The sequence below is a fragment of the Amycolatopsis sp. FBCC-B4732 genome (genome assembly GCF_023008405.1).
GTDB classification, from domain to species: Bacteria; Actinomycetota; Actinomycetes; order Mycobacteriales; family Pseudonocardiaceae; genus Amycolatopsis; species Amycolatopsis pretoriensis_A.
The window spans coordinates 7,507,317-7,533,339 of record NZ_CP095376.1 but is presented as its reverse complement, the minus strand read 5'-3'; the positions used below and the strand labels follow the sequence as shown (position 1 = coordinate 7,533,339).

Genomic DNA, 26,023 nt, shown 5'->3' with positions numbered 1-26,023 from the left:
GGGCCGCCCTTTCCCTGGGGAGTCCCCATGAACCGGCAGCTGACCGGCAGGCTCGCCGTCGCGGTGATCGCGATCGCGGCGGTGACCGCGGGCATCTTCATCCTCGGCGACGACGGCTCGTCCCCACCGGCCCCGGCGGTCGCCGTGGTGGGGGAGCCGTCGCTGTCGTCGGTCCCGCCGCGCACGGTCATGGCGACGGCGACGTACACCTCGACGCCGCCGGCACCGTCGGGCTACCAGGTGACCTACGAGCTGGCGGGCACCGGCACGGCGACCGTCGTCTACGACTCGAACGGCCTCGGCCTGGTCCACCAGGAGCTCGAAGTCCCGCTGCCGTGGCGGAAGGAGCTCAGCTGGGCGTCGGCCGGTTCGGTGCAGCTGCTCGGGCAGGGGAGCGGCGCGGTGGAGTGCCGCATCTCGCTCGGCGGCCGCGTGGTGACGTCGCAGAAGTCGGCGCCCGGCGAGGTCGCCGCGTGCACCGGACGGCTCAGCTGAGCGCCTTCGCGAACCAGTGCTCGGCGAACTGCCCGTCGTTGAAGGGCTCGACCTCGTCGTAGCCGATCTTCGCGTAGAGCGCGCGGGCTTCGACGAGGTCGTGGCGGGTGTCCAGGCGCATGAGCGCCGAGCCGAACCCGCGCGCGGCCTCCTCGGCGGCCGCCACCAGCGCGGGGCCGCCGCCGGTGCCGCGGTGGGCGGGCTTGATGAAGACCTTCGTCAGCTCGGAGATCCCGGGCTCGACGACACGCGTCCCGGCGCACCCCGCGACCTCGCCGTCGCGCCTGCCGACGAAGAACGCCCCGGCGGGCGGCACCAGATCGGTGCCGGGCTCCTCGGCGACGTAGTGCGTGAGCTCGGCTTCGGTGATCGGGCGGCCGAAGTAGCGCGAAGCGACTTCGTCCATGTACTCGCGCATGATCGCGACGGCGTCCGGGTGGGCCACGTCGGTCCGGGTGATCGTCCAGTTCACGTACCCATCCTGGGGACGCTGTCCAGCGAATTGGCCCGTGCCCCGGCACCATGGGGACATGACGACTGTCACGAAGCGCCTCACGGTGGTGGCCGTCCTCCTGATCACCGTGGGGGCGATCCTGCTTTCGGTCGGCGCGATCGGTTTCCGGGCGACGTCCGACCAGCCCGACGCCAACATCGGCGCCGGGTTCGCCCTGCTGGCCGGCCCTTACGTCGTGGGGCTGGGCCTGGTGTTCGCGCTTTCGGCGGGCCTGACGCACCTCACTACGCGTCGCCGCTGACGCTCCACAGCACGGCGGGCAGCGCGTCCGCCAGTTCGCCGAGGTAGTCGGCCTCGGCCACGATGTTCGCCCGGGTCGCGCAGCCCTGGCCCCAGGTCCGCGCCGAGCCGTGCTCGACGACGACGTCCCGCCCGGCGAAACGCGGGTTCGCGGCCAGCCACCGGGTCAGCTCGCCCTCGAGCCGCGGGTCCGACGGCACCGACAGGCCCGTCCCCGCGGTGATCCGCAGCTCGGGGGAGGCCGGGACCCGCACCTGCGTGACGTGGATGTCGCGGAAGTACGTGTGGTCGTCGAAGTGCCGGTACGGCTCCTGGGCGTCGACGGCGATCGCCGGCCGGTCGCGGTGGCGGAACTCGACCCACTTCGTGTGGGTGCTCCCGGCCAGCGGCCGGCCGCTGGGGTGGCGCACGCCGAAGGTCGGGACCGCCCGCGCGTCGCTGGGGACGCCGCTGTCGAAGGTGCCGCCGCGCTCGGCCGCGAAGGCCTTGAACCAGTGCTCCTTGCGGCTCTCGACGAACTTCGTGCGCGACCGCCACCAGAGGGACGCCACCACCGCGAACACCGCCACGATCAGGACGACCGCCACCACGCCTGCCATCAGAAGTCCAGGTCCTCGCGCGTCTCGTCGTCGGATTGGGTCCGGCCGGTCTCGCCGTGGTCGCTCGCCTTCTTGGCGTTCTTGACGTGGCTGTTGAGCTTGCCGAGGTGGTCGTTCAGCGTCTTGGCCGGGTTGTCGCCGGGGTTGGCTGGGTTGAACCCGAAGACGCCCTTGGCCGCGGCTTCGCCGCCCTTCTTCGCGATCTCGGACAGCGCGTTCTCGCCGGCCCGCTTGCCGATCATGCCTTCGGCGCCCTTGAGCTTGTCGACCATGCTCTTGCCCGCGTTGCCTTCGGCGATCTCCGCGAGCTTCTCCGCGGTCTTGCCGTCGGCGAACACCTTGCCCAGCTTCGTGGCGGCCAGCTTGGCCTTCATCTTCTGCAGCCACTCGAGGATCTTCTGCAGCAGCTCGCGGACCTTCGAGACCTTCTTCGTCGTCTTCGCGGCGGTCGTGCCGAGCTTGACCTCCGACGCCGTGCCCGCGGTGGCCACCGACGCCCCGCAGGTGGGCACCGCGGCCGCGAGCGCCGGGATCCAGATCATGATCAGCCAGGTGACCAGCTCGGTGAGGATCGCCTTGATCAGGTCCTCGACGAAGCTCATCAGCATGCTGCTCAGCTGCAGCATCTGCGCCATGTCGCCGGACTTCGCGGAGACGCCGCCGATGCCGTGGGCGAACTCGCCGAGCGACCTTCGCGCCGCGTCGCCGGCGTCGCCCTTCCAGCCCGCCAGCGACGTGTCGGCGACCGCGGCGAAGTTCTTCGCCAGCTCGTCCAGCCCGGTGGCGATGGCGCCGAAGTTGCCGGCCGCGGTGGCGAGCGCGGGCCCGTCGCCGCTGACGAAGTGGATCGCGTCCTGGATCGGCTGGACCGCGCTGATCAGGAAGTTCAGCCCCTGCCCGACGAGCCAGCCGAGCGGGTCGGTGGCGATGTCGGTGATGGTGCTCGCGCTGGACTGGATGAACGACGTCGTGTCGGTCGCGATCGAGGCCACCCCGAGCGCGATGTCGACACCGTCGGGGTGGGGCGCGGTGACCGCCTGGTACACGGAGACGACGTCCTTGCCGGCGGTCACGGCACCGCCCACGAACGGCGTCGCCTTGACCGCGTTGTCGACGTTCACCCCCAGCACGGTGCCCGGGTCGTCGCTCTTCACGCTGACGCCGCTCGCGACGTCCTGGAACTCCGCCATCGTCGTGGCCCCCTCAGGGCTTCTTCGGGCCGTCGAGCAGGACCTCGACCTGCCCGAAGAAGGCCTTGTGGTCGTCTTCGGTGCCCTGGTAGACGTTCGCCGCGTCGGTGAACTTGCCCTGCGCCGAGGTCAGGCCCTCGGCCATCGAGGCCAGCAGGTCGCGCAGCTCCCGCAGCGTTTCGTCGTACCCGTGCTTGGTGAACAGGCCGACCACGCCCCACGACTTGTCGCCGACGTCGGACTGCCCGACCTTCTCGGTGAACTTCGCGCCCTGGTCCTTGTACTGGCCGAGCACACCGACGTACTTGTGCAGCGCGTCGACCTCGACCTGGTAGCCGCCGGTCCCGTCGGGCATCAGTCCTCCTCGTCGAACAGGTTCCGCAGGAACGACTCGCCCGCGGTACCGCCGCTCGCAGGCGGTGCCGGTGGCGGCGGGGCGTCGCCGGCCTGGCGCAGCACCCGCTCCTCGGAGAAGTCCTCCGGCGCGGACGGCCGCTCCCGCGACGGCGTCCCTTCCGCCAGCTTCGACCGCATTTCTTCGACGGTGGTTCCGAACGCCTCGGCCTGCGTCTCCAGGACCTGGTCGACCAGGCCGAGCTCGTCGCCGAGGTGCTCCTGGACGAGCACCGCCTGCCGCCGGGCCGCCTCGCCGACGGCTTCCCGCAGCGTCGCCATCAGGGCCGCGGACAGCGCCTGCGGCCCCTTCGCCAGCGCGGCGTCGGTGAACTTGACGTCCAGGACCGCACCACCCGGCCCGGTGACGACGGTCACCCCGCCGTCCGGCGACGACGCGCTCGCCTGGAGTTCCGACAGCTCCTGCTGCATCGCGCCGAGACCGGCGAACCGGTCGTCGACGTCCCGGATGCTCGACTGGAACCGCTCGAACTCGGTCACCAGTCGGTCGAACTCGGCCGCCATGCCCTCGTCCCTCCGATCGCCTGTCCACTCATCGTGGCCCTTCGGTGGCGGTGTGACGCACGGAACGGCCGATCCGATCCCACTGCGTCACCCGGTCGGGTAATGGGTAGGTTTCCGGCCGCAAGGGGAAGCAGGGATGAACGCTAGGAGTGTGTGATGACCAGCACCGAAGGGGCCGGCCGGCCCGACGAGGAGCCGAAGTCGACCGGGAGCCACGCGGCACCCGAGGGGGCGGGGGTGCACCCGCTGATCGACCTCTCGCGGGACCCGAACCCGGGCAAGCCGGACCACGCGAAGCCCGACGAGGACTGACGCACCGCGCGCCCGGACCGAGCCGCCCGCGGTGCCGTGAACGACTCGTTCACCTCGTCCGGCGACGTGAACGGGTCGTTCACGTCGCCGGACGAAGGGCGAGCTCCGGGCGCCGGTCGCGGAGTGGTCCGGGTAGCGACCGCCGAGGAGGCGGTTCGTGGCCCGGACGCGGCCGGCGCGGTGCCGCATCGCCGGGAACCGGGAGCGGCACGACCGCCGGCGCCCGCGTCGTGGCCGGGGCCGGAGCGCCGCGGGAGGGGGAGCGCCCGTCCGCGCGGCCCCTGGAACATCCCGGGGGTCACACGCGTTGAGAACACTGTCGGCGGGAGAAGCGCGTGCCGGGAAGTGCGGCGCCACACCGGGGTGACCGGACTCCGGAACATCCCCCGGCCGGGCGGTGCCGAGAGGTAGGCTGAACGTTCGCCGACCTTCAGACCCCCCGCCGCGCTCCGTCCGGATCCGGGCGGGTATCTTTGGAGACCGTGCCCGGCATGCGTCGGGCCGCTCCGCGTGCCGTGCGGCATGGGCGGGGTGCTCAGGCACCCGGTCACCGGCTTCGGCAGGTCGGGGTTCCGACGGAAATCCCTCCGGGAAGTTACCGGTCGTCAGACCGTGACGCGGGCCGACACGCCCGACCGCGGGGGCCGGTGAAGACACGAAGAAGCAGATCACGACAGGAAGCTGGTCCATTGCCCACGATCCAGCAGCTGGTCCGCAAGGGCCGCCAGGACAAGGCTGCCAAGCAGAAGACCGCGGCCCTCAAGGGGAGCCCGCAGCGGCGCGGCGTGTGCACCCGCGTGTACACGACCACCCCCAAGAAGCCGAACTCGGCGCTGCGCAAGGTCGCGCGTGTGAAGCTGACCAGCGGCATCGAGGTCACCGCCTACATCCCCGGTGAGGGCCACAACCTGCAGGAGCACTCGATGGTGCTCGTGCGCGGTGGTCGTGTGAAGGACCTTCCGGGTGTCCGTTACAAGATCATCCGCGGTTCGCTCGACACGCAGGGTGTCAAGAACCGCAAGCAGGCGCGCAGCCGGTACGGCGCGAAGAAGGAGAAGAGCTAATGCCCCGCAAGGGTCCGGCCCCGAAGCGGCCGCTGATCTCCGACCCCGTCTACGCCTCCCCGCTGGTCACCCAGCTGGTGAACAAGGTGCTGAAGGACGGGAAGCGGTCCCTGGCCGAGCGCATCGTCTACGGCGCGCTCGAAGGCGCTCGCGAGAAGACGGGTACCGACCCCGTCGTCACGCTGAAGCGCGCCCTCGACAACGTGAAGCCCACCATCGAGGTGAAGAGCCGCCGCGTCGGTGGCGCCACCTACCAGGTGCCGATCGAGGTCAAGCCGGGCCGCTCCACCACCCTGGCGCTGCGCTGGCTGGTCTCCTTCTCGCAGGCTCGCCGCGAGAAGACGATGATCGAGCGCCTGCAGAACGAGCTCCTGGACGCTTCCAACGGCCTCGGTGCCTCCGTGAAGCGTCGCGAGGACACGCACAAGATGGCCGAGTCCAACCGGGCCTTCGCGCACTACCGCTGGTAAGTAGTTCGGCATCGCCGCCCGTCTTCTGGGCCAGCCATGCCGGGCCCCAAGCTTGAGAACAGGGGAACACTCTCGTGGCACGTGAAGTGCTGACCGACCTGAACAAGGTCCGCAACATCGGCATCATGGCCCACATCGACGCCGGCAAGACGACCACCACCGAGCGGATCCTGTTCTACACCGGGGTCAACTACAAGATCGGTGAAGTCCACGACGGCGCCGCCACCATGGACTGGATGGAGGAGGAGCAGAAGCGGGGCATCACCATCACCTCGGCTGCGACCACCACCTTCTGGGACGACCACCAGATCAACATCATCGACACCCCGGGCCACGTCGACTTCACCGTCGAGGTGGAGCGCAACCTCCGGGTGCTCGACGGTGCGGTCGCCGTCTTCGACGGCAAGGAAGGCGTCGAGCCGCAGTCCGAGCAGGTCTGGCGGCAGGCGGACAAGTACGACGTCCCGCGCATCTGCTTCGTCAACAAGATGGACAAGCTCGGTGCGGACTTCTACTACACCGTGAAGACCATCGTCGAGCGCCTCGGTGTCCGGCCGCTGGTCATCCAGCTGCCGATCGGCGCCGAGAACGACTTCGAAGGCGTCGTCGACCTGGTCCGCATGAAGGCGCTGACCTGGCGCGGCGAGGTCCAGAAGGGCGAGGACTACTCCGTCGAGGAGATCCCCGCCGAGCTGGCCGAGCTGGCCGCGGAGTACCGCGAGAAGCTCGTCGAGACCGTCGCCGAGGCGGACGACGCGCTGATGGAGAAGTTCCTCGAGGGTGAGGAGCTCACGGAAGCCGAGATCAAGTCCGGCATCCGCAAGCTCACCATCAGCAGCCAGGTCTTCCCGGTGCTGGCCGGTTCCGCGTTCAAGAACAAGGGCGTGCAGCCCATGCTCGACGCGGTCATCGACTACCTGCCGACCCCGCTGGACGTCCCGGCCGTCGAGGGCCTGCTGCCCGACGGTGAGACCGTGGCGTCCCGCAAGGCGTCGGTCGACGAGCCTTTCGCCGCGCTCGCGTTCAAGATCGCCGCGCACCCGTTCTTCGGCAAGCTGACCTACATCCGGGTCTACTCGGGCAAGGTCGCCGCCGGGGCGCAGGTCGTCAACGCGACCAAGGAGCGCAAGGAGCGCATCGGGAAGATCTTCCAGATGCACTCCAACAAGGAGAACCCGGTCGACGACGCCCAGGTCGGCCACATCTACGCGGTCATCGGGCTGAAGGACACCACCACGGGTGACACCCTGGCGGACCCGCAGAACCCGATCGTGCTGGAGTCGATGACGTTCCCCGAGCCGGTCATCCGGGTCGCGATCGAACCGAAGACGAAGGCCGACCAGGAGAAGCTGTCCCTGGCGATCCAGAAGCTGGCCGAAGAGGACCCGACGTTCCAGGTCAAGCTGGACGAGGACACCGGCCAGACGATCATCGCGGGCATGGGCGAGCTGCACCTCGAGGTGCTGGTGAACCGGATGAAGTCCGACTACAAGGTCGAGGCGAACATCGGCAAGCCGCAGGTCGCCTACCGTGAGACGATCAAGAAGACGGTCGACAAGCTCGACTACGTCCACAAGAAGCAGACCGGTGGTTCCGGCCAGTTCGCGAAGGTCATCGTGAAGCTGGAGCCGCTCGAGCGCACCGACGGCGCGCTCTACGAGTTCGACAACAAGGTGTCCGGTGGCCGCGTGCCGCGGGAGTACATCCCGTCGGTGGACGCCGGCGCCCAGGACGCGATGCAGTACGGCGTCCTGGCCGGCTACCCGCTCGTCGGGTTGAAGTTCACCCTGTTGGACGGTGCCTACCACGAGGTCGACTCTTCGGAGATGGCGTTCAAGATCGCCGGTTCCATGGCGATGAAGGAAGCCGCGAAGAAGGCCCAACCCGTGATCCTGGAGCCGATGATGGCGGTCGAGGTGACCACGCCCGAGGACTACATGGGTGACGTCATCGGTGACCTCAACTCCCGTCGTGGTCAGATCCAGGCCATGGAGGAGCGGGCGGGTATCCGCGTCGTGAAGGCGCTGGTCCCGCTGTCGGAGATGTTCGGCTACGTCGGTGACCTCCGGTCCCGCACCCAGGGCCGGGCGAACTACTCCATGTTGTTCGACTCCTACGCCGAGGTTCCCGCGAACGTCGCGAAGGAAATCATCGCGAAGGCGACGGGGGAGTAACTCCTCCCCCCAGCGCTCGCGGGCATTAAGGGACTCTCCTGAACGTCCGCAGCACCGACGAAGGAACATTCAGCGGGCGGCAGCCACGCCGCCCGCTGAGCACGAAGCAAATCAGTCCAGGAGGACATTCCAGTGGCGAAGGCGAAATTCGAGCGGACCAAGCCGCACGTCAACATCGGCACCATCGGCCACGTTGACCACGGCAAGACGACTCTGACCGCGGCGATCACCAAGGTGCTGCACGACAAGTACCCGGAGCTGAACGAGTCGCGGGCGTTCGACCAGATCGACAACGCGCCGGAAGAGAAGCAGCGCGGCATCACGATCAATATCTCGCACGTCGAGTACCAGACCGAGAAGCGTCACTACGCGCACGTCGACGCCCCCGGTCACGCGGACTACATCAAGAACATGATCACCGGTGCGGCGCAGATGGACGGCGCGATCCTCGTGGTCGCGGCGACCGACGGCCCGATGCCGCAGACGCGTGAGCACGTGCTGCTCGCCCGTCAGGTCGGCGTGCCCTACATCGTGGTCGCGCTGAACAAGGCCGACATGGTCGACGACGAGGAGATCCTGGAGCTCGTCGAGCTCGAGGTCCGCGAGCTGCTGTCCTCGCAGGAGTTCCCCGGCGACGACGCCCCGGTCGTGCGCGTGTCCGGTCTCAAGGCCCTCGAGGGCGACGAGAAGTGGGCCGACGCCGTTCTCGAGCTGATGAGCGCGGTCGACAACAACGTGCCGGACCCGGTGCGCGAGCTCGACAAGCCGTTCCTGATGCCGATCGAAGACGTCTTCACCATCACCGGTCGTGGCACCGTGGTGACCGGTCGCGTCGAGCGCGGCCAGATCAACGTCAACGAAGAGGTCGAGATCGTGGGTATCCGCGAGAAGTCGACCAAGACCACCGTCACCGGTGTCGAGATGTTCCGCAAGCTGCTCGACTCGGGCCAGGCGGGCGACAACGTCGGCCTCCTCGTCCGCGGCATCAAGCGCGAGGACGTCGAGCGCGGCCAGGTCGTCGTGAAGCCGGGTACCACCACCCCGCACACCGACTTCGAGGGCCGGGTCTACATCCTGTCGAAGGACGAGGGTGGCCGTCACACCCCGTTCTTCAACAACTACCGCCCGCAGTTCTACTTCCGCACCACCGACGTGACCGGCGTCGTGACCCTCCCCGAGGGCACCGAGATGGTCATGCCGGGCGACAACACCGACATCACGGTCGCGCTGATCCAGCCGGTCGCGATGGACGAGGGTCTGCGCTTCGCCATCCGCGAGGGTGGCCGGACCGTCGGCGCGGGCCAGGTCACCAAGATCAACAAGTGATTCGACGCCCCGGCCGGGGGTAATACACCCCCGGCTCAGGGGCGTCAAATCACGTGTGCGACACTATTCGGGTTGCTCGTCCTGGGGCGGCCGATCCACGTCGGAGTTTTCTCCACGAGGGTCCGGCCGCCCTGGCGCGAGTGGCCACGGTCCGCCGAGCCTCTTCCTTCGGGTAGGCGAGCGGGCAAAGGCGGTGAGACGGCGTTCTTGCAAAAAGGCAGCCGGCTCATAGCCTCCTCACGTTGAGGAAGACCAGGCAAGACGACGATCCCGCGGGATCCGTCTGTGCGTCGGGCGCGACACGCCCGACCGCGTGGACCGGGGACAGGGCCGTTGAACTGCGGAAACCCAGCCAGGGTGGCGACATCCGGGCGGGGTTTGTGAGATAGCGGCACGAGACGACAAGGAACGAGCAGCCACCATGGCGGGACAGAAGATCCGCATCCGGCTCAAGGCCTACGACCACGAGGCGATCGACACCTCGGCGCGCAAGATCGTGGAGACGGTCACGCGCACCGGCGCCCGTGTTGTCGGGCCGGTGCCGCTGCCCACCGAGAAGAACGTTTACTGCGTCATCCGCTCGCCGCACAAGTACAAGGACTCGCGCGAGCACTTCGAGATGCGCACGCACAAGCGTCTGATCGACATCCTCGACCCGACGCCGAAGACGGTCGACGCGCTCATGCGCATCGACCTGCCGGCGAGCGTCGACGTCAACATCCAGTAGTAGCGGCGGGCGAGCGGCGGAGAGTAAGAGACTCATGTCTGACAGGCAGATGAAGGGCATCCTGGGCACCAAGCTCGGCATGACCCAGGTCTTCGACGAACAGAACCGGGTTGTCCCGGTCACCGTCGTGAAGGCCGGTCCGAACGTGGTCACCCAGGTTCGGACGCAGGACAAGGACGGCTACGGGGCCGTGCAGCTGGCGTTCGGCGCGGTCGACCCGCGCAAGGTGAACAAGCCGCGCACCGGCCACTTCGACAAGGCGGGCGTGACGCCGCGCCGGTTCCTCGCCGAGCTGCGCACCACGGACGCCGAGACCTACGAGGTCGGCCAGGAGATCACCGCCGAGGTGTTCGCCGCCGGCGTCGAGGTCGACGTGACCGGGACCAGCAAGGGCAAGGGCTACGCGGGCGTCATGAAGCGCCACGGTTTCAAGGGCCAGGGCGCGAGCCACGGTGCCCAGGCCGTGCACCGCAAGCCGGGTTCGATCGGTGGTTGCGCCACCCCCGGCCGCGTCTTCAAGGGCCTGCGCATGGCAGGCCGGATGGGCAACGACCGGGTCACCACGCAGAACCTGACCGTGCACGCCGTGCGTGCCGAGGACGGCCTGCTGCTGATCAAGGGCGCCGTGCCCGGTCCCAAGGGCGGCCTGCTGTTCGTGCGCAGCGCCGCGAAGGGTGGTAACTCCGAATGACAAGCGTCGAGCTGAAGACCCCGGCCGGTAAAGCCGACGGCACCGTGGACCTCCCCGAGGAGATCTTCGACGTGCAGGCCAATGTCGCGCTGATGCACCAGGTGGTGGTGGCCCAGCAGGCCGCCGCGCGCCAGGGCACGCACGACACGAAGACCCGTGGTGAGGTCTCCGGTGGCGGCAAGAAGCCGTACCGGCAGAAGGGCACCGGCCGTGCCCGCCAGGGTTCGACCCGCGCGCCGCAGTTCGTCGGCGGTGGTGTCGTCCACGGCCCCACGCCGCGTGACTACTCCCAGCGCACCCCGAAGAAGATGAAGGCCGCCGCTCTGCGTGGCGCTCTCTCCGACCGGGCCCGCGCCGGCCAGCTGCACGTCGTGACCGAACTGGTGACCGGCGAGAAGCCGAACACCAAGGCCGCCAAGTCCGCCCTCGCCGCCGTCACGGCCGCGAAGCGCGTGCTCGTGGTGCTGCACCGGGACGACGAGCTGAGCTGGGTTTCGCTGCGGAACCTGCCCGAGGTGCACATCCTCTGGGCCGACCAGCTCAACACCTACGACGTGCTGGTCAACGACGACGTCGTGTTCACCAAGGCCGCGTACGACGTGTTCGTCGCCGGCCCCGCCCGCGGCAAGACCGTCAAGGCTTCCGCGCGGTCGGGCGAGGTCACGGAAGGGAGTGACGAGAAGTGAGTTCGGTCGCCATTCCGGACCCCCGCGACATCCTGCTCGCGCCGGTCATCTCCGAGAAGTCCTACGGGCTGCTCGAGGACCACAAGTACACGTTCATCGTCCGCCCGGACGCCAACAAGACCCAGATCAAGATCGCGGTCGAGAAGGTGTTCGGCGTCAAGGTGGTCAGCGTCAACACGGCCAACCGTCAGGGCAAGCGGAAGCGGACTCGCGCGGGCTTCGGCAAGCGCAAGGACACCAAGCGCGCCATCGTGACTCTTTCGCCCGAGAGCAAGGCGATCGAGATCTTCGGCGGACCCACCGCGTAAAGGACTGAGCTGACAATGGGCATCCGCAAGTACAAGCCGACGACCCCGGGTCGTCGCGGTTCGAGCGTCTCGGACTTCGCCGAGATCACCCGCTCCACCCCGGAGAAGTCGCTGCTTCGTCCGCTGAGCGGTTCGGGCGGTCGCAACTCGTCCGGCAAGATCACCACCCGGCACAAGGGTGGCGGCCACAAGCGCGCGTACCGAGTCATCGACTTCCGTCGCAACGACAAGGACGGCATCCCCGCCAAGGTCGCGCACATCGAGTACGACCCCAACCGGTCGGCTCGCATCGCGCTGCTGCACTACGCCGACGGCGAGAAGCGCTACATCATCGCGCCGGAGAAGCTGAAGCAGGGCGACACCGTCGAGAACGGCCCCCGGGCCGACATCAAGCCGGGCAACAACCTGCCGCTGCGCAACATCCCGGTCGGCACCGTGATCCACGCGATCGAGCTCCGCCCCGGTGGCGGCGCGAAGATGGCGCGGTCCGCGGGCGCGAAGGTGCAGCTCGTCGCCAAGGACGGTCCGTACGCCCAGCTGCGTCTCCCCTCGGGCGAGATCCGCAACGTGGACGTGCGCAACCGCGCCACGGTCGGCGAGGTCGGCAACTCCGAGCACGCCAACATCAACTGGGGCAAGGCCGGCCGCAACCGCTGGCGCGGCAAGCGCCCCACGGTCCGCGGTGTCGTCATGAACCCGGTCGACCACCCGCACGGTGGTGGTGAGGGTAAGACCTCCGGTGGTCGCCACCCGGTCAACCCGAACGGCAAGCCCGAGGGTCGTACGCGCCGGCGCAAGCCGAGCGACGCCCTCATCGTCCGCCGCCGCCGCACCGGCAAGAACAAGCGCTGAGCAGGGAGGTAGAAGCAATGCCACGCAGCCTTAAGAAGGGCCCGTTCGTGGACGACCACCTGCTCAAGAAGGTGGACGCGCTGAACGAATCGGGCAAGAAGACGGTCATCAAGACCTGGTCGCGCCGCTCGACGATCATCCCGGACTTCCTGGGGCACACGATCGCCGTGCACGACGGCCGCAAGCACGTCCCGGTGTTCGTCACCGAGGCCATGGTGGGTCACAAGCTGGGCGAGTTCGCCCCGACGCGGACCTTCAAGGGCCACATCAAGGACGACCGCAAGTCGCGCCGCCGCTGAGCGGGCACGAAACCAGACAAGGGAAGTAGCGATGAACGCCCAGAACGACGCGACGGTCGAGGCCCTGCCTACGGCTTACGCGCGGGCTCGCTTCGTCCGGGACTCGCCGACCAAGGTGCGCCGGGTGATCGAGCTCATCAAGGGACGTAGCGCCGCCGACGCCTTGGCCGTGCTCCGGTTCGCCCCGCAGGCGGCCAGCGAGCCGGTCGCGAAGGTGCTCGCCAGCGCCGTGGCCAACGCCGAGAACAACCTTCAGCTGGACCCGGACACCCTCTGGGTCAAGAACGCGTACGCCGACGAGGGCCCGACCCTCAAGCGCATCCGGCCGCGGGCCCAGGGCCGTGCGTACCGGATCCGCAAGCGGACCAGCCACATCACCGTCGAGGTGGAGTCGCGTCCGGCCGTCACGCAGAAGGCGCAGAGCAAGAAGAAGGCAGGTGGCCGGTAGTGGGCCAGAAGATCAACCCGCACGGTTTCCGCCTGGGTATCACCACGGACTGGAAGTCGCGCTGGTACGCCGACAAGCAGTACGCCGAGTACGTGGCCGAGGACGTCAAGATCCGCAAGCTGCTGGCGACGGGCATGGAGCGCGCCGGCATCTCCAAGGTCGAGATCGAGCGCACCCGTGACCGCGTCCGCGTCGACATCCACACCGCCCGGCCGGGCATCGTCATCGGCCGCCGCGGCGCGGAGGCCGACCGGATCCGTGGCGCGCTGGAGAAGCTGACCAAGAAGCAGGTCCAGCTGAACATCCTCGAGGTCAAGAACCCCGAGGCCGACGCCCAGCTGGTCGCCCAGGCGGTCGCGGAGCAGCTCTCCAACCGCGTGGCGTTCCGCCGCGCGATGCGGAAGGCGATCCAGACCTCCATGCGCTCGCCGCAGGTCAAGGGCATCCGCGTGCAGTGCGGCGGTCGTCTCGGCGGTGCCGAGATGTCCCGCTCCGAGCACTACCGCGATGGCCGCGTCCCGCTGCACACGCTGCGCGCCGACATCGACTACGGCTTCTTCGAGGCCAAGACGACGTTCGGTCGCATCGGCGTCAAGGTGTGGATCTACAAGGGTGAGCTCGTCGGTGGCCTGAAGGCCCGCGAAGCCCGTGACGCCGCCGAGCGCGCGCCGCGTCGCGAGCGCAGCGACCGGCCGTCCCGCCCGCGTCGTTCCGGCGCGTCGGGCACCACGGCGACCTCGACCGAAGCCGGTCGGGCCGCCGCTGCCGCCACGACCGAGGCCCCGGCGGCCCCGGCCACCGAGACCGCAGAAAAGACGGAGGGCTGAGACGTGCTCATCCCGCGCAGGGTCAAGCACCGGAAGCAGCACTCCCCGAAGCGCCACGGCGCCGCCAAGGGTGGCACGAAGGTCAGCTTCGGCGAGTACGGCATCCAGGCGCTTGAGCACAGCTACGTGACGAACCGGCAGATCGAGTCCGCTCGTATCGCCATGACCCGTCACATCAAGCGTGGTGGCAAGGTGTGGACGACCATCTACCCGGACCGCCCGCTGACGAAGAAGCCGGCCGAGACCCGCATGGGTTCCGGTAAGGGTTCGCCCGAGTGGTGGATCGCCAACGTGAAGCCGGGCCGCGTGATGTTCGAGATCTCGTTCCCGAACGAGGAGACCGCCCGTGAGGCGCTCCGCCGCGCGATCCACAAGCTGCCCATGAAGTGCCGCATCGTGACCCGTGAAGGTGGTGAGTTCTGATGGCGAACGCTGGTGCTCTGGCATCGGAGCTGCGTGAGCTCACCGCGGAAGAGCTCGTCCTGCGTCTGAAGGAATACAAGGAGGAGCTCTTCAACCTCCGCTTCCAGATGGCGACCGGGCAGCTCGACAACAACCGCCGTCTGCGCACCGTCCGCACGGACATCGCGCGGATCTACACGGTCATGCGCGAGCGCGAACTCGGCCTGTCCGTTGCCCCCGACGCCGAGAGTGAAGGTGCCGCATGAGCGAGCCCACCACCGAGACGCCGGCCCGGAACGACCGCAAGGTCCGCGAGGGCTACGTCGTCTCGGACAAGATGAACAAGACGATCGTGGTCGAGCTCGAGGACCGCAAGAAGCACCCCCGTTACTCGAAGGTCGTCCGCTCCACCTCCAAGGTGAAGGTGCACGACGAGAACAACGAGGCGGGCGTGGGCGACCGGGTCACCCTGATGGAGACCCGCCCGCTGTCGGCTTCGAAGCGGTGGCGCCTCGTGCAGATCGTGGAGAAGGCCAAGTAAGCAGGGCTCTTTCGAGAGTTCTTAGTTCCGCAAGGCTCGCTCGTCGGGCGAGAACCGGCGCGACATACAGGAGTTGACGTGATCCAGCAGGAGTCGCGGCTTCGGGTAGCCGACAACACGGGTGCGAAGGAAATCCTCTGCATCCGCGTTCTCGGTGGTTCCGGGCGGCGCTACGCCGGCATCGGCGACATCATCGTCGCCACCGTGAAGGACGCCATCCCGGCCGCCGGGGTGAAGAAGGGCGACGTCGTCAAGGCCGTCATCGTCCGCACGGTCAAGGAGCGTCGTCGTCCGGACGGTTCCTACATCCGGTTCGACGAGAACGCCGCCGTGCTCATCAAGAACGACAACGAGCCCCGCGGCACCCGCATCTTCGGCCCGGTGGGCCGCGAGCTGCGCGACCGAAAGTTCATGAAGATCATTTCGCTCGCGCCGGAGGTGCTGTGATGAAGGTGAAGAAGGGCGACACGGTCGTCGTCATCGCCGGCAAGGACAAGGGCGCCAAGGGCAAGGTCATCCAGGCCTACCCCGAGCGCGACCGCGTGCTGGTCGAGGGCGTGAACCGGATCAAGAAGCACACGCGGATCAGCCAGACCCAGCGCGGCGCGCAGTCCGGCGGCATCGTCACGCAGGAGGCGCCCATCCACGTCTCGAACGTGATGGTCGTCGACTCGGACGGCAAGCCGTCACGGGTGGGTTACCGCATCGGCGAGGACGGCAAGAAGGTCCGGATCTCGCGCCGGAACGGTAAGGACATCTGATGACCACCGCAGAGAAGGTCGCGCCGCGCCTCAAGGTGCGCTACCGCGAAGAGATCAAGGGCCAGCTGCAGGCGGAGTTCTCCTTCGCCAACGTCCACCAGATCCCGGGCGTCGTGAAGGTCGTCGTGAACATGGGTGTCGGCGACGCCGCCCGTGACAGCAAGCTGATCGAGGGCGCGGTCAAGGACCTCGCCCTGATCACCGGTCAGAAGCCCGAGGTCCGGAAGGCCCGCAAGTCCATCGCGCAGTTCAAGCTGCGCGAGGGCCAGCCGATCGGCGCGCGCGTCACGCTGCGCGGCGACCGGATGTGGGAGTTCCTCGACCGGCTGCTGACCATCGCGCTGCCGCGTATCCGCGACTTCCGCGGGCTTTCGCCGAAGCAGTTCGACGGCCACGGCAACTACACGTTCGGTCTCAACGAGCAGTCGATGTTCCACGAGATCGACCCCGACTCCATCGACCGCCCGCGCGGCATGGACGTCACCGTCGTCACGACCGCCACGAACGACGACGAGGGCCGGGCGCTGCTGCGCAAGCTCGGCTTCCCGTTCAAGGAGAACTGAGCCGATGGCCAAGAAAGCACTGGTTCACAAGGCCGCGAAGAAGCCGAAGTTCGCCGTGCGCGCCTACACCCGCTGCCAGCGGTGCGGCCGCCCGCACGCCGTGTTCCGCAAGTTCGGGCTCTGCCGGATCTGCCTTCGCGAGATGGCGCACGCGGGCGAGCTGCCCGGCGTCCGCAAGTCCAGCTGGTAAGAGCTTTTTTTAACTCCCACTTCGCCACAGGCCCTGCCGCCCGGATACCGGGCGGCGGGGAACCAGGGCGAGAAAGGTTGACAGGTCACCATGACGATGACCGACCCCATCGCAGACTTCTTGACGCGTCTGCGTAACGCGAACTCGGCGTACCACGACGAGGTCAAGCTCCCGCACTCGAAGCTCAAGGCGAACATCGCCGAGATCCTCAAGCGCGAGGGTTACATCGCGGGTTACCACGACGAGCCGGGCGAGAAGCACAAGAACCTCGTCGTCGAGCTCAAGTACGGCCCCAACCGTGAGCGGAGCATCGCCGGCCTCCGGCGCGTCTCCAAGCCCGGTCTGCGGATCTACGCCAAATCGACCGAACTGCCGTCCGTGCTCGGCGGCCTGGGCATCGCGATCATCTCGACGTCCGGTGGCCTGCAGACGGACCGTCAGGCCAAGCGAAACAGCGTGGGCGGCGAAGTCCTCGCCTACGTCTGGTAAGGGAAGGGGTACAGGCATGTCACGCATCGGAAAGCTGCCGGTCGCCGTCCCTTCCGGGGTCGAGGTGACCATCGACGGTCAGCAGATCAAGGTCAAGGGGCCCAAGGGCACCCTTGAGCACACCATCGCCGAGCCGATCACCGTCGAGCGCGACGAAGACGGCACGCTGCTGGTGAAGCGCCCGGACGACGAGCGCACCTCCAAGGCGCTCCACGGGCTCACCCGCACGCTGGTGAACAACCTCGTCGTCGGCGTCACCGCCGGCTACGAGAAGAAGATGGAAATCCACGGCGTGGGTTACCGCGTGCAGGCGAAGGGTTCGGACCTCGAGTTCGCCCTCGGCTACTCGCACCCGGTGAAGATCGAGGCCCCCGAGGGCATCACCTTCAAGGTGGAGACCCCGACCCGGTTCTCGGTCTCCGGCATCGACAAGCAGAAGGTCGGCCAGATCTCGGCCGTCATCCGCAAGCTGCGGCGCCCGGACCCGTACAAGGGCAAGGGCCTGCGGTACGAGGGTGAGAAGATCCGCCGCAAGGTCGGAAAGACGGGTAAGTGATCATGAGCGACACGACTACGAAGCGCAAGCCGGTCGGCACGGACGTCTCGACCCGGCGCCGCGTCGCGAAGGCCCGTCGGCACTTCCGGCTCCGCAAGAAGGTTTCGGGCACCGAGCAGCGCCCGCGCCTGGTCGTCAAGCGGTCCTCGCGGCACATCGCCGTGCAGGTGATCGACGACCTGGCCGGCCACACGCTGGCGTCGGCGTCCACCCTCGAGGCGGACCTGCGTGCGTTCGACGGTGACAAGAAGGCCAAGGCCGCCAAGGTCGGGGCCCTCGTCGCCGAGCGCGCCAAGAACGCCGGGATCTCGGCCGTGGTGTTCGACCGTGGGGGCAACGCCTACCACGGCCGCATCGCCGCGCTCGCCGACGCCGCCCGCGAGGCGGGGTTGGAGTTCTGACGATGCAGAAGCTTGTTAACGGAAGGAAAGCCTGATGCCGGGACGTACACGGCAATTCGGCGGCGGACAGGGCGGACCCGGCGGGCAGGGCGGCAACGACCGCAATGACCGTCGCGGTGGCGGCCGGGACCGGCGCGACAGCGGCCGTGGCGGGGCCGGCCAGGACAAGACCCCGCACCTCGAGAAGGTCGTGACGATCAACCGCGTCGCCAAGGTCGTCAAGGGTGGTCGTCGCTTCAGCTTCACCGCCCTCGTCGTCGTCGGTGACGGTGACGGTCAGGTCGGCGTCGGCTACGGCAAGGCCAAGGAAGTTCCCGCGGCGATCGCCAAGGGCGTCGAAGAAGCGAAGAAGAACTTCTTCCGCGTCCCGCGCGTCGGCGGCACCATTCCCCACCCGATCACGGGCGAGGAAGCCGCCGGTGTCGTGCTGCTCCGCCCGGCGTCCGCCGGTACCGGCGTCATCGCCGGTGGCCCGGTGCGCGCGGTGCTGGAGTGCGCGGGCGTCCACGACGTGCTGTCGAAGTCGCTCGGCTCCGACAACGCGATCAACATCGTGCACGCGACCGTGGCGGCCCTGAAGGGTCTGCAGCGTCCCGAAGAGGTCGCGGCCCGCCGCGGTCTCCCGCTCGAGGACGTCGCGCCGGCCCGGATGCTGCGCCAGCGTGCGGGCCAGGGGGTCTGACATGGCTGAGCTCAAGGTCACGCAGGTCAAGAGCAAGATCGGCACGAAGCACGCTCACCGCGAGTCGCTGCGCACCCTCGGGCTGCGCAAGATCCGCCAGAGCGTCGTGCGTGAAGACACCCCCCAGGTGCGCGGCCTGATCCACACCGTCCGCCACCTGGTGGAGGTCGAGGAGGTCAAGGCATGACGGCCATCAAGATCCACCACCTGCGTCCGGCTCCGGGCGCCAAGCGCGAGAAGATGCGCGTGGGTCGTGGTGAAGGTTCGAAGGGCAAGACGGCCGGTCGCGGTACGAAGGGCACCAAGGCCCGGAAGAACGTGCCCGCCGGGTTCGAGGGTGGGCAGATGCCCATCCACATGCGGCTCCCGAAGCTGCGTGGGTTCAAGAACCGTTTCCGCACCGAGTACCAGCCGGTGAACGTGGGCGACATCGCCCGTGTCTTCCCGGACGGCGGCAAGATCGGCGCCGAGGAGCTCGTGCAGGGCGGCCTGGTCCGCAAGGGCAAGCTGGTGAAGGTCCTCGGCAACGGCGACCTCAACGGCGTCAAGCTGGACATCACGGCGGACGCCTTCTCCGGCTCCGCCAAGGAGAAGCTCGAGGCGGCCGGCGGTTCGGCCACCACCAACTGAGCTGTTCCGCTCTCCGAAGGCCCGTCTGGCTCGCCAGGCGGGCCTTCGGCGTACCCGGGTTCCTTGCCGGGAGGCGGATCCGGACGCCAGGATCGGGGAGTGGACAGATCACCGCAGGACCCGCTCGACCCGGCTGACCCGGCCGAGTCGCCGTTGAGCTTCCCGGTCGAGGCCCCGAGGCCGGCCGGTCTCGAGCCGGGCGCGGGTGCGCAGGCGGGGGAGCCGGCACGGCCTTCGCCGCCGGCGCCGTGGGACTTCCCGGTGGAGCCGCCGCGGCCGCCCGCGCCCTCGGTCTTCCCGGCCGATGCGTCGCACCCGCAGCCTTCGCTGCCGGCGCCGTTCCCCGTCGCGCAGCTGCCCGGCCTGCCGCTTCAGCCGGCCGAGCCGGAGCCGGCCCAGCCCGGCGAGGCTCCCGCGCCGGCCCCCGCCGCCGGGGTTGTGCGTTTCCTCCCGGCCGCCCTCTCCCTCCTCGCGGCCCTCCTGACCGTCGCCGGCACCCTGCTGCCGCTCTTCCGCGTGCAGGAGCACCTCAGCGTCCGCCAGCGTTCCTTCGAAACCCGCCTGGTCATCACCCAGACCGCCTGGGGCACCAGCGTCGAAATCCCCGGCCAGGACGCCACCGACCGGGCCGGCGCGCCGCTCGGGGTGCCGCTCGTCCTCGCCGCCGTCCTGCTGTTCGCGGCCGCCTTCGTGGCCTTCTCCCGGACCGGGCGCGGCCGGTTGCTCATCGGGGCGGCCGCCGTCTTCACCGCCGGCGTGGTCACCACCGTCGGGATGAACCGGTTCGAGCTGAGCGCCCTGGTCGGCGACGTCGACCTCGAGGTCGTCACCACGACCGGGATGTGGCTGCTGATCCTGGCCGCCGCCGTGGCCGTCGCCGCCGCGGTCGTCGCCCACCTGCCCCACCGGAACCGCGACTGGGCCGACCCGGCCGTCGCCTACGCCGACACCCCGACACCGCCGAGCGGAGTCGCGATCACCGTCCTGCCACCCGAAGAGCCGGAACAGCCAGGGCAGCCCGGCTGATCACGCTTGCGCCAGGGGCGAACGCTGACCGACGGTGCTCGCCGGACCGGCCCCGCCGACGATCATCGAACGGGCTACGGCGCCCCTCGGCCCGCGCCGGTGCGGGAACACCTCCGAATCCCCGCGACGGGTACCCGCCCGGCAGCCGTCCCGCAGGTGGAAGCCGCAATCCCGGGCACCAGGCATTAAGCGCTTGATCCACAATCTGTCAAGGAATACCGCCAAGACGACGATGTGGATCAACCCGCCGGAGCAACCTTGGTACGGAAAACGCACACGGACTGCGGACACGCCCTGTGAAGCTGTTAGAGTCGGCGACACGCTTCGGGACGAGTGTGCCCCGAAGCGTTCCTGGCTTGCGTGCCAGTAGTGCTGTGTGTTCCCGCCGGCCACCGTGCCGGCCAAGCCGATCGTCGGTTGAGGACGGCCGACGACGCCGAGGAGGTCCCCCGCGTGTTCAGCGCCTTCCGCTCGGCTCTCGCGACGCCGGATCTACGCAAGAAGATCCTGTTCACGCTAGCCATCGTCGCGGTCTACCGAATCGGTGCGACCATTCCGGCACCCGGGATCTCGTACGGAGCCGTCCAGGCCTGTAGTTCCCAGGCGCAGCAGGAAGGCGTCTACCAGCTGCTGAACCTGTTCAGCGGCGGTGCGCTGCTGCAGCTGTCGCTCTTCTCGACCGGCATCATGCCGTACATCACGGCGAGCATCATCATCCAGCTGCTGACCGTGGTCATCCCGCGGTTCGAGGAGCTGAAGAAGGAAGGCCAGTCCGGCCAGGGCAAGCTGACCCAGTACACCCGGTACCTGACGATCGCGCTGGCGATCCTGCAGGCCACCGGTGTGGTCGCGCTCGCGGACCGCAAGCAGCTCTTCCCCGACTGCGCCTCGCCGATCATCCCGGACAACAGCATCTACTCGCTGACCCTGATCGTCGTCACGATGACCGCGGGCACCGCCGTGATGATGTGGCTGGGCGAGCTGATCACCGAGCGCGGCATCGGCAACGGCATGTCCGTCCTGATCTTCCTGAACATCGCGGCGCGCATCCCGGTCGAGGGCGGCAACATCCTCAGCAACGCGGGTGGGGTCGGCCTGGCGGTCGTCTGCGTCTTCGGCCTGATCATCATCGCCAGCGTCATCTTCGTCGAGCAGGGGCAGCGCCGGATCCCGGTGCAGTACGCCAAGCGCATGATCGGCCGCCGGATGTACGGCGGCACGTCGACCTACCTGCCGATCAAGGTGAACCAGGCCGGTGTCATCCCGGTCATCTTCGCGTCTTCCCTGCTGTACCTGCCGGACCTGATCAGCCGCCTCGTCGGCGACCAGAACGCCAACTCCGGCTGGCAGGTGTTCATCAAGAACTACATCGTGAACCAGTCCAGCTGGGTGCACATCGCGCTGTACTTCGCGCTCATCATCTTCTTCACGTACTTCTACATCACGATCACGTTCAACGTGGACGAGCGTGCGGAAGAGATGAAGAAGTTCGGCGGGTTCATCCCGGGCATCCGCCCCGGCCGCCCGACCGCGGAGTACCTGAGCTTCGTGCTCGGCCGGATCACCCTGCCGGGCTCGCTGTACCTGGGCATCATCGCGATCCTCCCGAACTTCTTCCTGTCGTTGACCGGTAGCGGGAACAACCAGAACTTCCCGTTCGGCGGCACGGCTGTGCTGATCATGGTCGGTGTCGGGCTCGACACCGTGAAGCAGATCGAAAGCCAGCTGATGCAGCGCAACTACGAAGGGTTCTTGAAGTGACGCGGCTGGTTCTCGTGGGTCCGCCCGGCGCGGGTAAGGGTACGCAGGCGGTGGCCCTGTCCGAGCAGCTGCGGATCCCGCACATCTCGACCGGCGACCTGTTCCGCGCGCACGTCGGCCAGGAGACCCCGCTCGGCCAGGAAGCGAAGCGCTACCTGGACTCGGGCGAGCTCGTGCCCGACTCGGTGACCAACGAAATGGTCCGCGAGCGCCTCGCGGAGCCGGACGCCAAGGTCGGCTTCCTGCTCGACGGCTTCCCCCGCAACACCAAGCAGGCCGAGGTCCTCGGGGAGATCCTGGGCGACACCGACGTCTCGCTCGACGCGGTGATCCAGCTGCAGGTGCCGGAGGACGTCGTCGTCGGCCGGCTCATGTCGCGTGGCCGCGCGGACGACACCGAAGAGGTCATCCGCCGCCGTCAGCAGATCTACGTGTCGGACACCGCGCCGCTGCTGGAGTACTACGCCGACATCCTCGTGACCGTCGACGGCGTCGGCAGCGTCGAGGAGATCTCCGGCCGGGTGCTGGAAGCGCTGCGCGACCGCACGTGAATCTCGGAGGGTTGCGTGTTCTGCAAGTGCTCCGCCGCGGGCGCATGATCGAGGTCAAGACCCCGGACGAGCTCCAGGCGATGCGGGCGGCGGGTCTCGTCGTCGCTCGCACGCTGGCGGCCGTCCGCGCCGCGGCGAAACCGGGTGTCAGCACCGCCGAGCTCGACGAGCTGGCCGAGCAGACGATCCGGGACGCCGGCGCGGTGCCGTCGTTCAAGGGTTACCACGGTTTCCCGGCGTCGATCTGCGCCTCGGTGAACGACCAGATCGTCCACGGCATCCCGGCGAAGACCCAGGTGCTCGCCGACGGCGACATCATCTCCGTCGACTGCGGGGCGATCCTCGACGGCTGGCACGGCGACTCCGCCGTCACGCTGGCCATCGGCGCCGTCTCCGACGCCGACCTGGCGCTGTCCGCGGCGACCGAAGCGGCGATGTGGGCCGGGATCGAGGCGGTCAGCGCCGGCGGCCGGTTGACCGACATCTCCCACGCCGTCCAGACGGCGGCCGAGCGTGCGGGCCGCGACGACGGCATCGAGTACGGGATGATCCTCGAGTACGGCGGCCACGGCATCGGCCGCCAGATGCACATGGACCCGTTCCTGCCGAACGTCGGCAAGCCCGGCAAGGGCCCGCGGCTCAAGCCCGGCATGGCGCTGGCGATCGAGCCGATGCTGACCGGCGGCGGCGGGGAGACCCGCGAGCTGGACGACGGCTGGACGGTCGTCACGGCCGACGGCTCCCGCGCGGCGCACTGGGAGCACACGGTGGCGATCACCGAGAACGGTCCCTGGGTCCTCACCGCACCCGAAGACGCCTGACCTGCGCATTCACCCACAAGCGGTGATCGCGGTCACGTCCACCTGCACGTTCCTTTAGCATGGTCACCCCCGGTTTGGGGGTCGCGACACGACCTGCGTACACTGTCAAGTCGGCGCACTTATCGCGCCCGGATCCTGCGCGCTCGTGAATTCACGATCTTGGGAGCCGGGCACCAGTGTGCCACGCAACACCCGACCCAGCACTAGTGCTCGAGTTGATCAGGTGTGGCGACAGACGATACCGACAGGGAAATGCGGAGGACATGGCGAAGAAAGACGGGGCCATCGAGGTCGAAGGCCGCGTAGTCGAGCCGCTCCCCAACGCGATGTTCCGCGTCGAGTTGGAGAACGGTCACAAGGTCCTGGCACACATCAGCGGCAAGATGCGGCAGCACTACATCCGCATCCTGCCCGAGGACAGGGTTGTCGTGGAGCTCTCGCCCTACGACCTCTCTCGTGGTCGCATCGTCTACCGCTACAAGTGATCACGAAGAGCAGCTACTAGGAGAGCAGAAGACGTGAAGGTCCAGCCGAGCGTCAAGAAGATCTGCGACAAGTGCAAGGTGATCCGCCGTCACGGCCGGATCATGGTGATCTGCGAGAACCTGCGGCACAAGCAGCGGCAGGGCTGATCGCCCAGCACTCGACCAGAGTGGATTGACGGCTACACAACCTCCCCGCACCTGCCGGGCCACGCGAGTGGCCCGGTTCACCCCCGGACTTCAGGCCGGGGCCGGGACACCCGAAGCGCAAGCAGAGGGCACGACAGGCGAGTCGGTCCCGGAACCGGACGGGGAGCAGACCTGAAGAGGAAACCCACGAAGGAGCATCAGCGCCAATGGCACGACTCGCTGGCGTAGACCTCCCCCGCGAAAAGCGGTTGGAGATCGCGCTTACGTACATCTACGGCATCGGCCGTACCCGCTCGAAGCAGCTCATCAAGGCTGCCGAGCTCAACGCGGACACCCGCGTCAAAGACCTCAGCGATGACGACCTCGCGAAGCTGCGTACGTACATCGAAGAGAACTTCAAGGTCGAGGGTGACCTTCGCCGCGAGGTGAACGCCGACATCCGTCGGAAGATCGAGATCGGGTGCTACGAGGGCCTTCGCTGGCGTCGCGGACTTCCCGTCCGCGGTCAGCGCACGAAGACCAACGCCCGTACCCGCAAGGGTCCGAAGAAGACGGTCGCCGGCAAGAAGAAGGCTGGCAAGAAGTGAGCGTCCAGGGCAAGAAGGTCGTGCAGATGGGCGGCGTCCGCCGCCGCGGCACGGCTTGCGTTTCGCCCAAGGCGCTCTACGCCCGCCCGATGGCGCTCCGCAACCTGTACACCGACGCCGGTTCGATCATCCGGCGCGGACAGGCCGAAGCGGTCGCCGCTCACCAAGAGAACGCGCGCTAACAGGAGATCCCTCACAACATGCCACCGAAGTCTCGTACTGCGGCCGGGGCCAAGAAGGTCCGCCGCAAGGAAAAGAAGAATGTCGCGCACGGTCACGCGCACATCAAGAGCACCTTCAACAACACCATCGTCTCGATCACGGACCCGACCGGTGCCGTGATCGCGTGGGCGTCGAGTGGGCACGTGGGCTTCAAGGGCTCGCGCAAGTCCACCCCGTTCGCCGCGCAGATGGCCGCCGAGAACGCTGCCCGCAAGGCCGCCGAGCACGGCATGAAGAAGGTCGACGTCTTCGTGAAGGGCCCGGGTTCGGGCCGCGAGACGGCGATCCGCTCGCTGCAGGCGGCCGGCCTCGAGGTCGGCACCATCCAGGACGTGACCCCGCAGCCTCACAACGGCTGCCGCCCGCCCAAGCGGCGCCGGGTCTGAGGAACGGGGAGGAGTAAGAAGAAATGGCTCGTTACACCGGCCCCGCGACGCGTATTTCGCGTCGCCTCAAGGTTGACCTCATCGGCGGCGACCAGGCTTTCGAGCGTCGCCCCTACCCGCCGGGCCAGCACGGCCGCGGGCGCATCAAGGAGTCCGAGTACCTCCTGCAGTCGCAGGAGAAGCAGAAGGCTCGCTACACCTACGGCGTTCTCGAGCGTCAGTTCGTCCGGTACTACAAGGAAGCCGTCCGGCGTCCCGGTAAGACCGGTGAGAACCTGCTGCAGATCCTCGAGTCCCGCCTGGACAACGTGATCTACCGCGCCGGCATCGCCCGCACCCGCCGTCAGGCGCGTCAGCTGGTGAGCCACGGCCACTTCCTGGTCAACGGCGTCAAGGTCAACGTCCCGTCGTACCAGGTCACCAAGTGGGACATCATCGACGTGCGGCCGAAGTCGTTCGCGATGCTGCCCTTCGTCGTGGCCAAGGAGTCCTACGGCGACCGCCCGATCCCGGCGTGGCTGCAGGTCGTCCAGTCCAACCTCCGCGTGCTGGTCCACCAGCTCCCGGAGCGCGCGCAGATCGACGTTCCGGTCCAGGAACAGCTGATCGTCGAGCTCTACTCGAAGTAGTCCGGCCCCGGTCGGAATACGGGCGGCGGCGCAACAGGTGCGCCGCCGCCGCG

Annotated in this window: 43 protein-coding genes; 38 read left to right on the top strand and 5 right to left on the bottom strand. The window is 68.3% G+C overall.

Features of this window, described 5'->3' with window-relative positions:
- Positions 1-27 precede the first annotated feature (27 nt).
- Entirely contained in the window at positions 28-495 is a 468-nt protein-coding gene (locus MUY14_RS33465; protein WP_247015110.1) for a hypothetical protein, read from the top strand.
- On the opposite strand, the gene MUY14_RS33460 is transcribed toward MUY14_RS33465, so the two are convergent.
- Positions 488-967 (bottom strand): GNAT family N-acetyltransferase, encoded by a 480-nt coding sequence (locus tag MUY14_RS33460; protein WP_247015109.1) that lies wholly within the window; start codon positions 965-967, stop codon positions 488-490. The two genes, MUY14_RS33465 and MUY14_RS33460, sit on opposite strands and share 8 nt — an antisense overlap.
- A 58-nt stretch (positions 968-1,025) precedes the next feature.
- Here MUY14_RS33460 and MUY14_RS33455 point away from each other — a divergent pair, with 58 nt between their 5' ends.
- Positions 1,026-1,250: a hypothetical protein gene (locus tag MUY14_RS33455; RefSeq protein WP_247015107.1), complete on the top strand. Its 225-nt coding sequence runs from the start codon at positions 1,026-1,028 to the stop codon at positions 1,248-1,250.
- On the opposite strand, the gene MUY14_RS33450 is transcribed toward MUY14_RS33455, so the two are convergent.
- The 4 genes from MUY14_RS33450 to MUY14_RS33435 are packed head-to-tail and all read right to left on the bottom strand — an operon-like array spanning position 1,234 to position 3,956.
- A complete protein-coding gene (locus MUY14_RS33450) occupies positions 1,234-1,848 on the bottom strand; it encodes a hypothetical protein (protein WP_247015105.1) in 615 nt (204 codons plus the stop codon). The genes MUY14_RS33455 and MUY14_RS33450 overlap by 17 nt on opposite strands.
- Complete coding sequence (locus tag MUY14_RS33445) at positions 1,848-3,038, bottom strand: WXG100 family type VII secretion target (RefSeq protein ID WP_247015103.1); 1,191 nt, start codon at positions 3,036-3,038, stop codon at positions 1,848-1,850. Before MUY14_RS33445 ends, MUY14_RS33450 begins: the two co-directional genes overlap by 1 nt.
- Before the next feature lie 13 nt (positions 3,039-3,051).
- Positions 3,052-3,393, bottom strand: a complete 342-nt coding sequence (locus MUY14_RS33440; protein WP_247015101.1) for a hypothetical protein — start codon at positions 3,391-3,393, stop codon at positions 3,052-3,054.
- A complete protein-coding gene (locus MUY14_RS33435; protein ID WP_247015099.1) occupies positions 3,393-3,956 on the bottom strand; it encodes a YbaB/EbfC family nucleoid-associated protein in 564 nt (187 codons plus the stop codon). The genes MUY14_RS33440 and MUY14_RS33435 overlap by 1 nt, the downstream gene beginning before the upstream one ends.
- 156 nt (positions 3,957-4,112) lie before the next feature.
- Here MUY14_RS33435 and MUY14_RS33430 point away from each other — a divergent pair, with 156 nt between their 5' ends.
- The 36 genes from MUY14_RS33430 (at position 4,113) to rpsD (ending at position 25,970) form a co-directional block, all read left to right on the top strand.
- A complete protein-coding gene (locus MUY14_RS33430) occupies positions 4,113-4,268 on the top strand; it encodes a hypothetical protein (protein ID WP_086857727.1) in 156 nt (51 codons plus the stop codon).
- Between the two features lie 689 nt (positions 4,269-4,957).
- A complete protein-coding gene (gene rpsL / locus MUY14_RS33425) occupies positions 4,958-5,332 on the top strand; it encodes a 30S ribosomal protein S12 (RefSeq protein ID WP_003102113.1) in 375 nt (124 codons plus the stop codon).
- Entirely contained in the window at positions 5,332-5,802 is a 471-nt protein-coding gene (rpsG, locus tag MUY14_RS33420; RefSeq protein ID WP_003102106.1) for a 30S ribosomal protein S7, read from the top strand. The genes rpsL and rpsG overlap by 1 nt, the downstream gene beginning before the upstream one ends.
- Before the next feature lie 74 nt (positions 5,803-5,876).
- Positions 5,877-7,976, top strand: a complete 2,100-nt coding sequence (gene fusA, locus MUY14_RS33415) for an elongation factor G (protein ID WP_247015097.1) — start codon at positions 5,877-5,879, stop codon at positions 7,974-7,976.
- Positions 7,977-8,108: 132 nt separating this feature from the next.
- Positions 8,109-9,302, top strand: coding sequence for an elongation factor Tu (tuf, locus tag MUY14_RS33410; RefSeq protein ID WP_247015095.1), 1,194 nt, complete (start codon positions 8,109-8,111; stop codon positions 9,300-9,302).
- A gap of 421 nt (positions 9,303-9,723) precedes the next feature.
- Complete coding sequence (gene rpsJ, locus MUY14_RS33405; protein ID WP_003102098.1) at positions 9,724-10,029, top strand: 30S ribosomal protein S10; 306 nt, start codon at positions 9,724-9,726, stop codon at positions 10,027-10,029.
- Between the two features lie 34 nt (positions 10,030-10,063).
- The gene (gene rplC / locus MUY14_RS33400) at positions 10,064-10,720 is read left to right on the top strand and encodes a 50S ribosomal protein L3 (RefSeq protein WP_247015093.1); all 657 of its coding nucleotides are present in this window, start codon (positions 10,064-10,066) and stop codon (positions 10,718-10,720) included.
- A complete protein-coding gene (rplD, locus tag MUY14_RS33395) occupies positions 10,717-11,406 on the top strand; it encodes a 50S ribosomal protein L4 (RefSeq protein WP_247015090.1) in 690 nt (229 codons plus the stop codon). Before rplC ends, rplD begins: the two co-directional genes overlap by 4 nt.
- Entirely contained in the window at positions 11,403-11,714 is a 312-nt protein-coding gene (gene rplW, locus MUY14_RS33390) for a 50S ribosomal protein L23 (protein WP_003102087.1), read from the top strand. Before rplD ends, rplW begins: the two co-directional genes overlap by 4 nt.
- A gap of 15 nt (positions 11,715-11,729) precedes the next feature.
- The gene (gene rplB, locus MUY14_RS33385; RefSeq protein WP_086675502.1) at positions 11,730-12,566 is read left to right on the top strand and encodes a 50S ribosomal protein L2; all 837 of its coding nucleotides are present in this window, start codon (positions 11,730-11,732) and stop codon (positions 12,564-12,566) included.
- Positions 12,567-12,583: 17 nt separating this feature from the next.
- Positions 12,584-12,865: a 30S ribosomal protein S19 gene (gene rpsS, locus MUY14_RS33380; RefSeq protein ID WP_003102083.1), complete on the top strand. Its 282-nt coding sequence runs from the start codon at positions 12,584-12,586 to the stop codon at positions 12,863-12,865.
- A 31-nt stretch (positions 12,866-12,896) separates the two neighbouring features.
- Complete coding sequence (gene rplV / locus MUY14_RS33375) at positions 12,897-13,313, top strand: 50S ribosomal protein L22 (protein ID WP_247015088.1); 417 nt, start codon at positions 12,897-12,899, stop codon at positions 13,311-13,313.
- Positions 13,313-14,140, top strand: a complete 828-nt coding sequence (gene rpsC, locus MUY14_RS33370) for a 30S ribosomal protein S3 (protein ID WP_086857324.1) — start codon at positions 13,313-13,315, stop codon at positions 14,138-14,140. Before rplV ends, rpsC begins: the two co-directional genes overlap by 1 nt.
- A 3-nt stretch (positions 14,141-14,143) precedes the next feature.
- The gene (gene rplP / locus MUY14_RS33365; RefSeq protein WP_004558864.1) at positions 14,144-14,563 is read left to right on the top strand and encodes a 50S ribosomal protein L16; all 420 of its coding nucleotides are present in this window, start codon (positions 14,144-14,146) and stop codon (positions 14,561-14,563) included.
- Complete coding sequence (gene rpmC / locus MUY14_RS33360; RefSeq protein WP_086675500.1) at positions 14,563-14,808, top strand: 50S ribosomal protein L29; 246 nt, start codon at positions 14,563-14,565, stop codon at positions 14,806-14,808. The genes rplP and rpmC overlap by 1 nt, the downstream gene beginning before the upstream one ends.
- Positions 14,805-15,083, top strand: a complete 279-nt coding sequence (gene rpsQ, locus MUY14_RS33355) for a 30S ribosomal protein S17 (RefSeq protein ID WP_247015086.1) — start codon at positions 14,805-14,807, stop codon at positions 15,081-15,083. The genes rpmC and rpsQ overlap by 4 nt, the downstream gene beginning before the upstream one ends.
- A 78-nt stretch (positions 15,084-15,161) precedes the next feature.
- Positions 15,162-15,530, top strand: coding sequence for a 50S ribosomal protein L14 (gene rplN / locus MUY14_RS33350; protein WP_004558867.1), 369 nt, complete (start codon positions 15,162-15,164; stop codon positions 15,528-15,530).
- The gene (gene rplX, locus MUY14_RS33345) at positions 15,530-15,844 is read left to right on the top strand and encodes a 50S ribosomal protein L24 (protein ID WP_086857322.1); all 315 of its coding nucleotides are present in this window, start codon (positions 15,530-15,532) and stop codon (positions 15,842-15,844) included. The genes rplN and rplX overlap by 1 nt, the downstream gene beginning before the upstream one ends.
- Positions 15,844-16,407, top strand: a complete 564-nt coding sequence (rplE, locus tag MUY14_RS33340; RefSeq protein WP_247015084.1) for a 50S ribosomal protein L5 — start codon at positions 15,844-15,846, stop codon at positions 16,405-16,407. The genes rplX and rplE overlap by 1 nt, the downstream gene beginning before the upstream one ends.
- A 4-nt stretch (positions 16,408-16,411) precedes the next feature.
- Positions 16,412-16,597: a type Z 30S ribosomal protein S14 gene (locus tag MUY14_RS33335; protein ID WP_004558870.1), complete on the top strand. Its 186-nt coding sequence runs from the start codon at positions 16,412-16,414 to the stop codon at positions 16,595-16,597.
- 90 nt (positions 16,598-16,687) lie between these two features.
- Complete coding sequence (gene rpsH, locus MUY14_RS33330; RefSeq protein ID WP_103342413.1) at positions 16,688-17,086, top strand: 30S ribosomal protein S8; 399 nt, start codon at positions 16,688-16,690, stop codon at positions 17,084-17,086.
- 16 nt (positions 17,087-17,102) lie between these two features.
- On the top strand, positions 17,103-17,642 hold the full coding sequence (gene rplF, locus MUY14_RS33325) for a 50S ribosomal protein L6 (RefSeq protein WP_103350708.1): 540 nt from the start codon (positions 17,103-17,105) through the stop codon (positions 17,640-17,642).
- Between the two features lie 2 nt (positions 17,643-17,644).
- Positions 17,645-18,043: a 50S ribosomal protein L18 gene (gene rplR, locus MUY14_RS33320; RefSeq protein ID WP_247015082.1), complete on the top strand. Its 399-nt coding sequence runs from the start codon at positions 17,645-17,647 to the stop codon at positions 18,041-18,043.
- A gap of 34 nt (positions 18,044-18,077) precedes the next feature.
- Complete coding sequence (gene rpsE / locus MUY14_RS33315; protein ID WP_103342416.1) at positions 18,078-18,725, top strand: 30S ribosomal protein S5; 648 nt, start codon at positions 18,078-18,080, stop codon at positions 18,723-18,725.
- Position 18,726: 1 nt separating this feature from the next.
- A complete protein-coding gene (gene rpmD / locus MUY14_RS33310; protein WP_155548877.1) occupies positions 18,727-18,912 on the top strand; it encodes a 50S ribosomal protein L30 in 186 nt (61 codons plus the stop codon).
- Positions 18,909-19,355 carry a 50S ribosomal protein L15 gene (gene rplO, locus MUY14_RS33305; protein WP_247015080.1) on the top strand — a complete coding sequence of 149 codons (447 nt, stop codon included), beginning with the start codon at positions 18,909-18,911 and terminating at the stop codon, positions 19,353-19,355. The genes rpmD and rplO overlap by 4 nt, the downstream gene beginning before the upstream one ends.
- Positions 19,356-19,454: 99 nt before the next feature.
- Entirely contained in the window at positions 19,455-20,381 is a 927-nt protein-coding gene (locus MUY14_RS33300; protein ID WP_247015078.1) for a hypothetical protein, read from the top strand.
- A gap of 453 nt (positions 20,382-20,834) precedes the next feature.
- Complete coding sequence (gene secY / locus MUY14_RS33295; protein ID WP_247025374.1) at positions 20,835-22,142, top strand: preprotein translocase subunit SecY; 1,308 nt, start codon at positions 20,835-20,837, stop codon at positions 22,140-22,142.
- Entirely contained in the window at positions 22,139-22,693 is a 555-nt protein-coding gene (locus tag MUY14_RS33290) for an adenylate kinase (RefSeq protein WP_086862317.1), read from the top strand. Before secY ends, MUY14_RS33290 begins: the two co-directional genes overlap by 4 nt.
- 44 nt (positions 22,694-22,737) lie before the next feature.
- The gene (gene map / locus MUY14_RS33285; protein ID WP_247025372.1) at positions 22,738-23,514 is read left to right on the top strand and encodes a type I methionyl aminopeptidase; all 777 of its coding nucleotides are present in this window, start codon (positions 22,738-22,740) and stop codon (positions 23,512-23,514) included.
- 263 nt (positions 23,515-23,777) lie between these two features.
- Positions 23,778-23,999 (top strand): translation initiation factor IF-1, encoded by a 222-nt coding sequence (gene infA, locus MUY14_RS33280; RefSeq protein WP_004558881.1) that lies wholly within the window; start codon positions 23,778-23,780, stop codon positions 23,997-23,999.
- Positions 24,000-24,032: 33 nt separating this feature from the next.
- A complete protein-coding gene (gene rpmJ, locus MUY14_RS33275) occupies positions 24,033-24,146 on the top strand; it encodes a 50S ribosomal protein L36 (RefSeq protein WP_004558882.1) in 114 nt (37 codons plus the stop codon).
- A 206-nt stretch (positions 24,147-24,352) separates the two neighbouring features.
- Positions 24,353-24,733 carry a 30S ribosomal protein S13 gene (gene rpsM, locus MUY14_RS33270; protein WP_004558883.1) on the top strand — a complete coding sequence of 127 codons (381 nt, stop codon included), beginning with the start codon at positions 24,353-24,355 and terminating at the stop codon, positions 24,731-24,733.
- Positions 24,730-24,915: a hypothetical protein gene (locus MUY14_RS33265; RefSeq protein ID WP_247015076.1), complete on the top strand. Its 186-nt coding sequence runs from the start codon at positions 24,730-24,732 to the stop codon at positions 24,913-24,915. The genes rpsM and MUY14_RS33265 overlap by 4 nt, the downstream gene beginning before the upstream one ends.
- An 18-nt stretch (positions 24,916-24,933) precedes the next feature.
- A complete protein-coding gene (gene rpsK, locus MUY14_RS33260) occupies positions 24,934-25,341 on the top strand; it encodes a 30S ribosomal protein S11 (protein WP_004558885.1) in 408 nt (135 codons plus the stop codon).
- A gap of 23 nt (positions 25,342-25,364) precedes the next feature.
- Positions 25,365-25,970, top strand: a complete 606-nt coding sequence (gene rpsD / locus MUY14_RS33255) for a 30S ribosomal protein S4 (protein ID WP_247015074.1) — start codon at positions 25,365-25,367, stop codon at positions 25,968-25,970.
- Positions 25,971-26,023 lie beyond the last annotated feature (53 nt).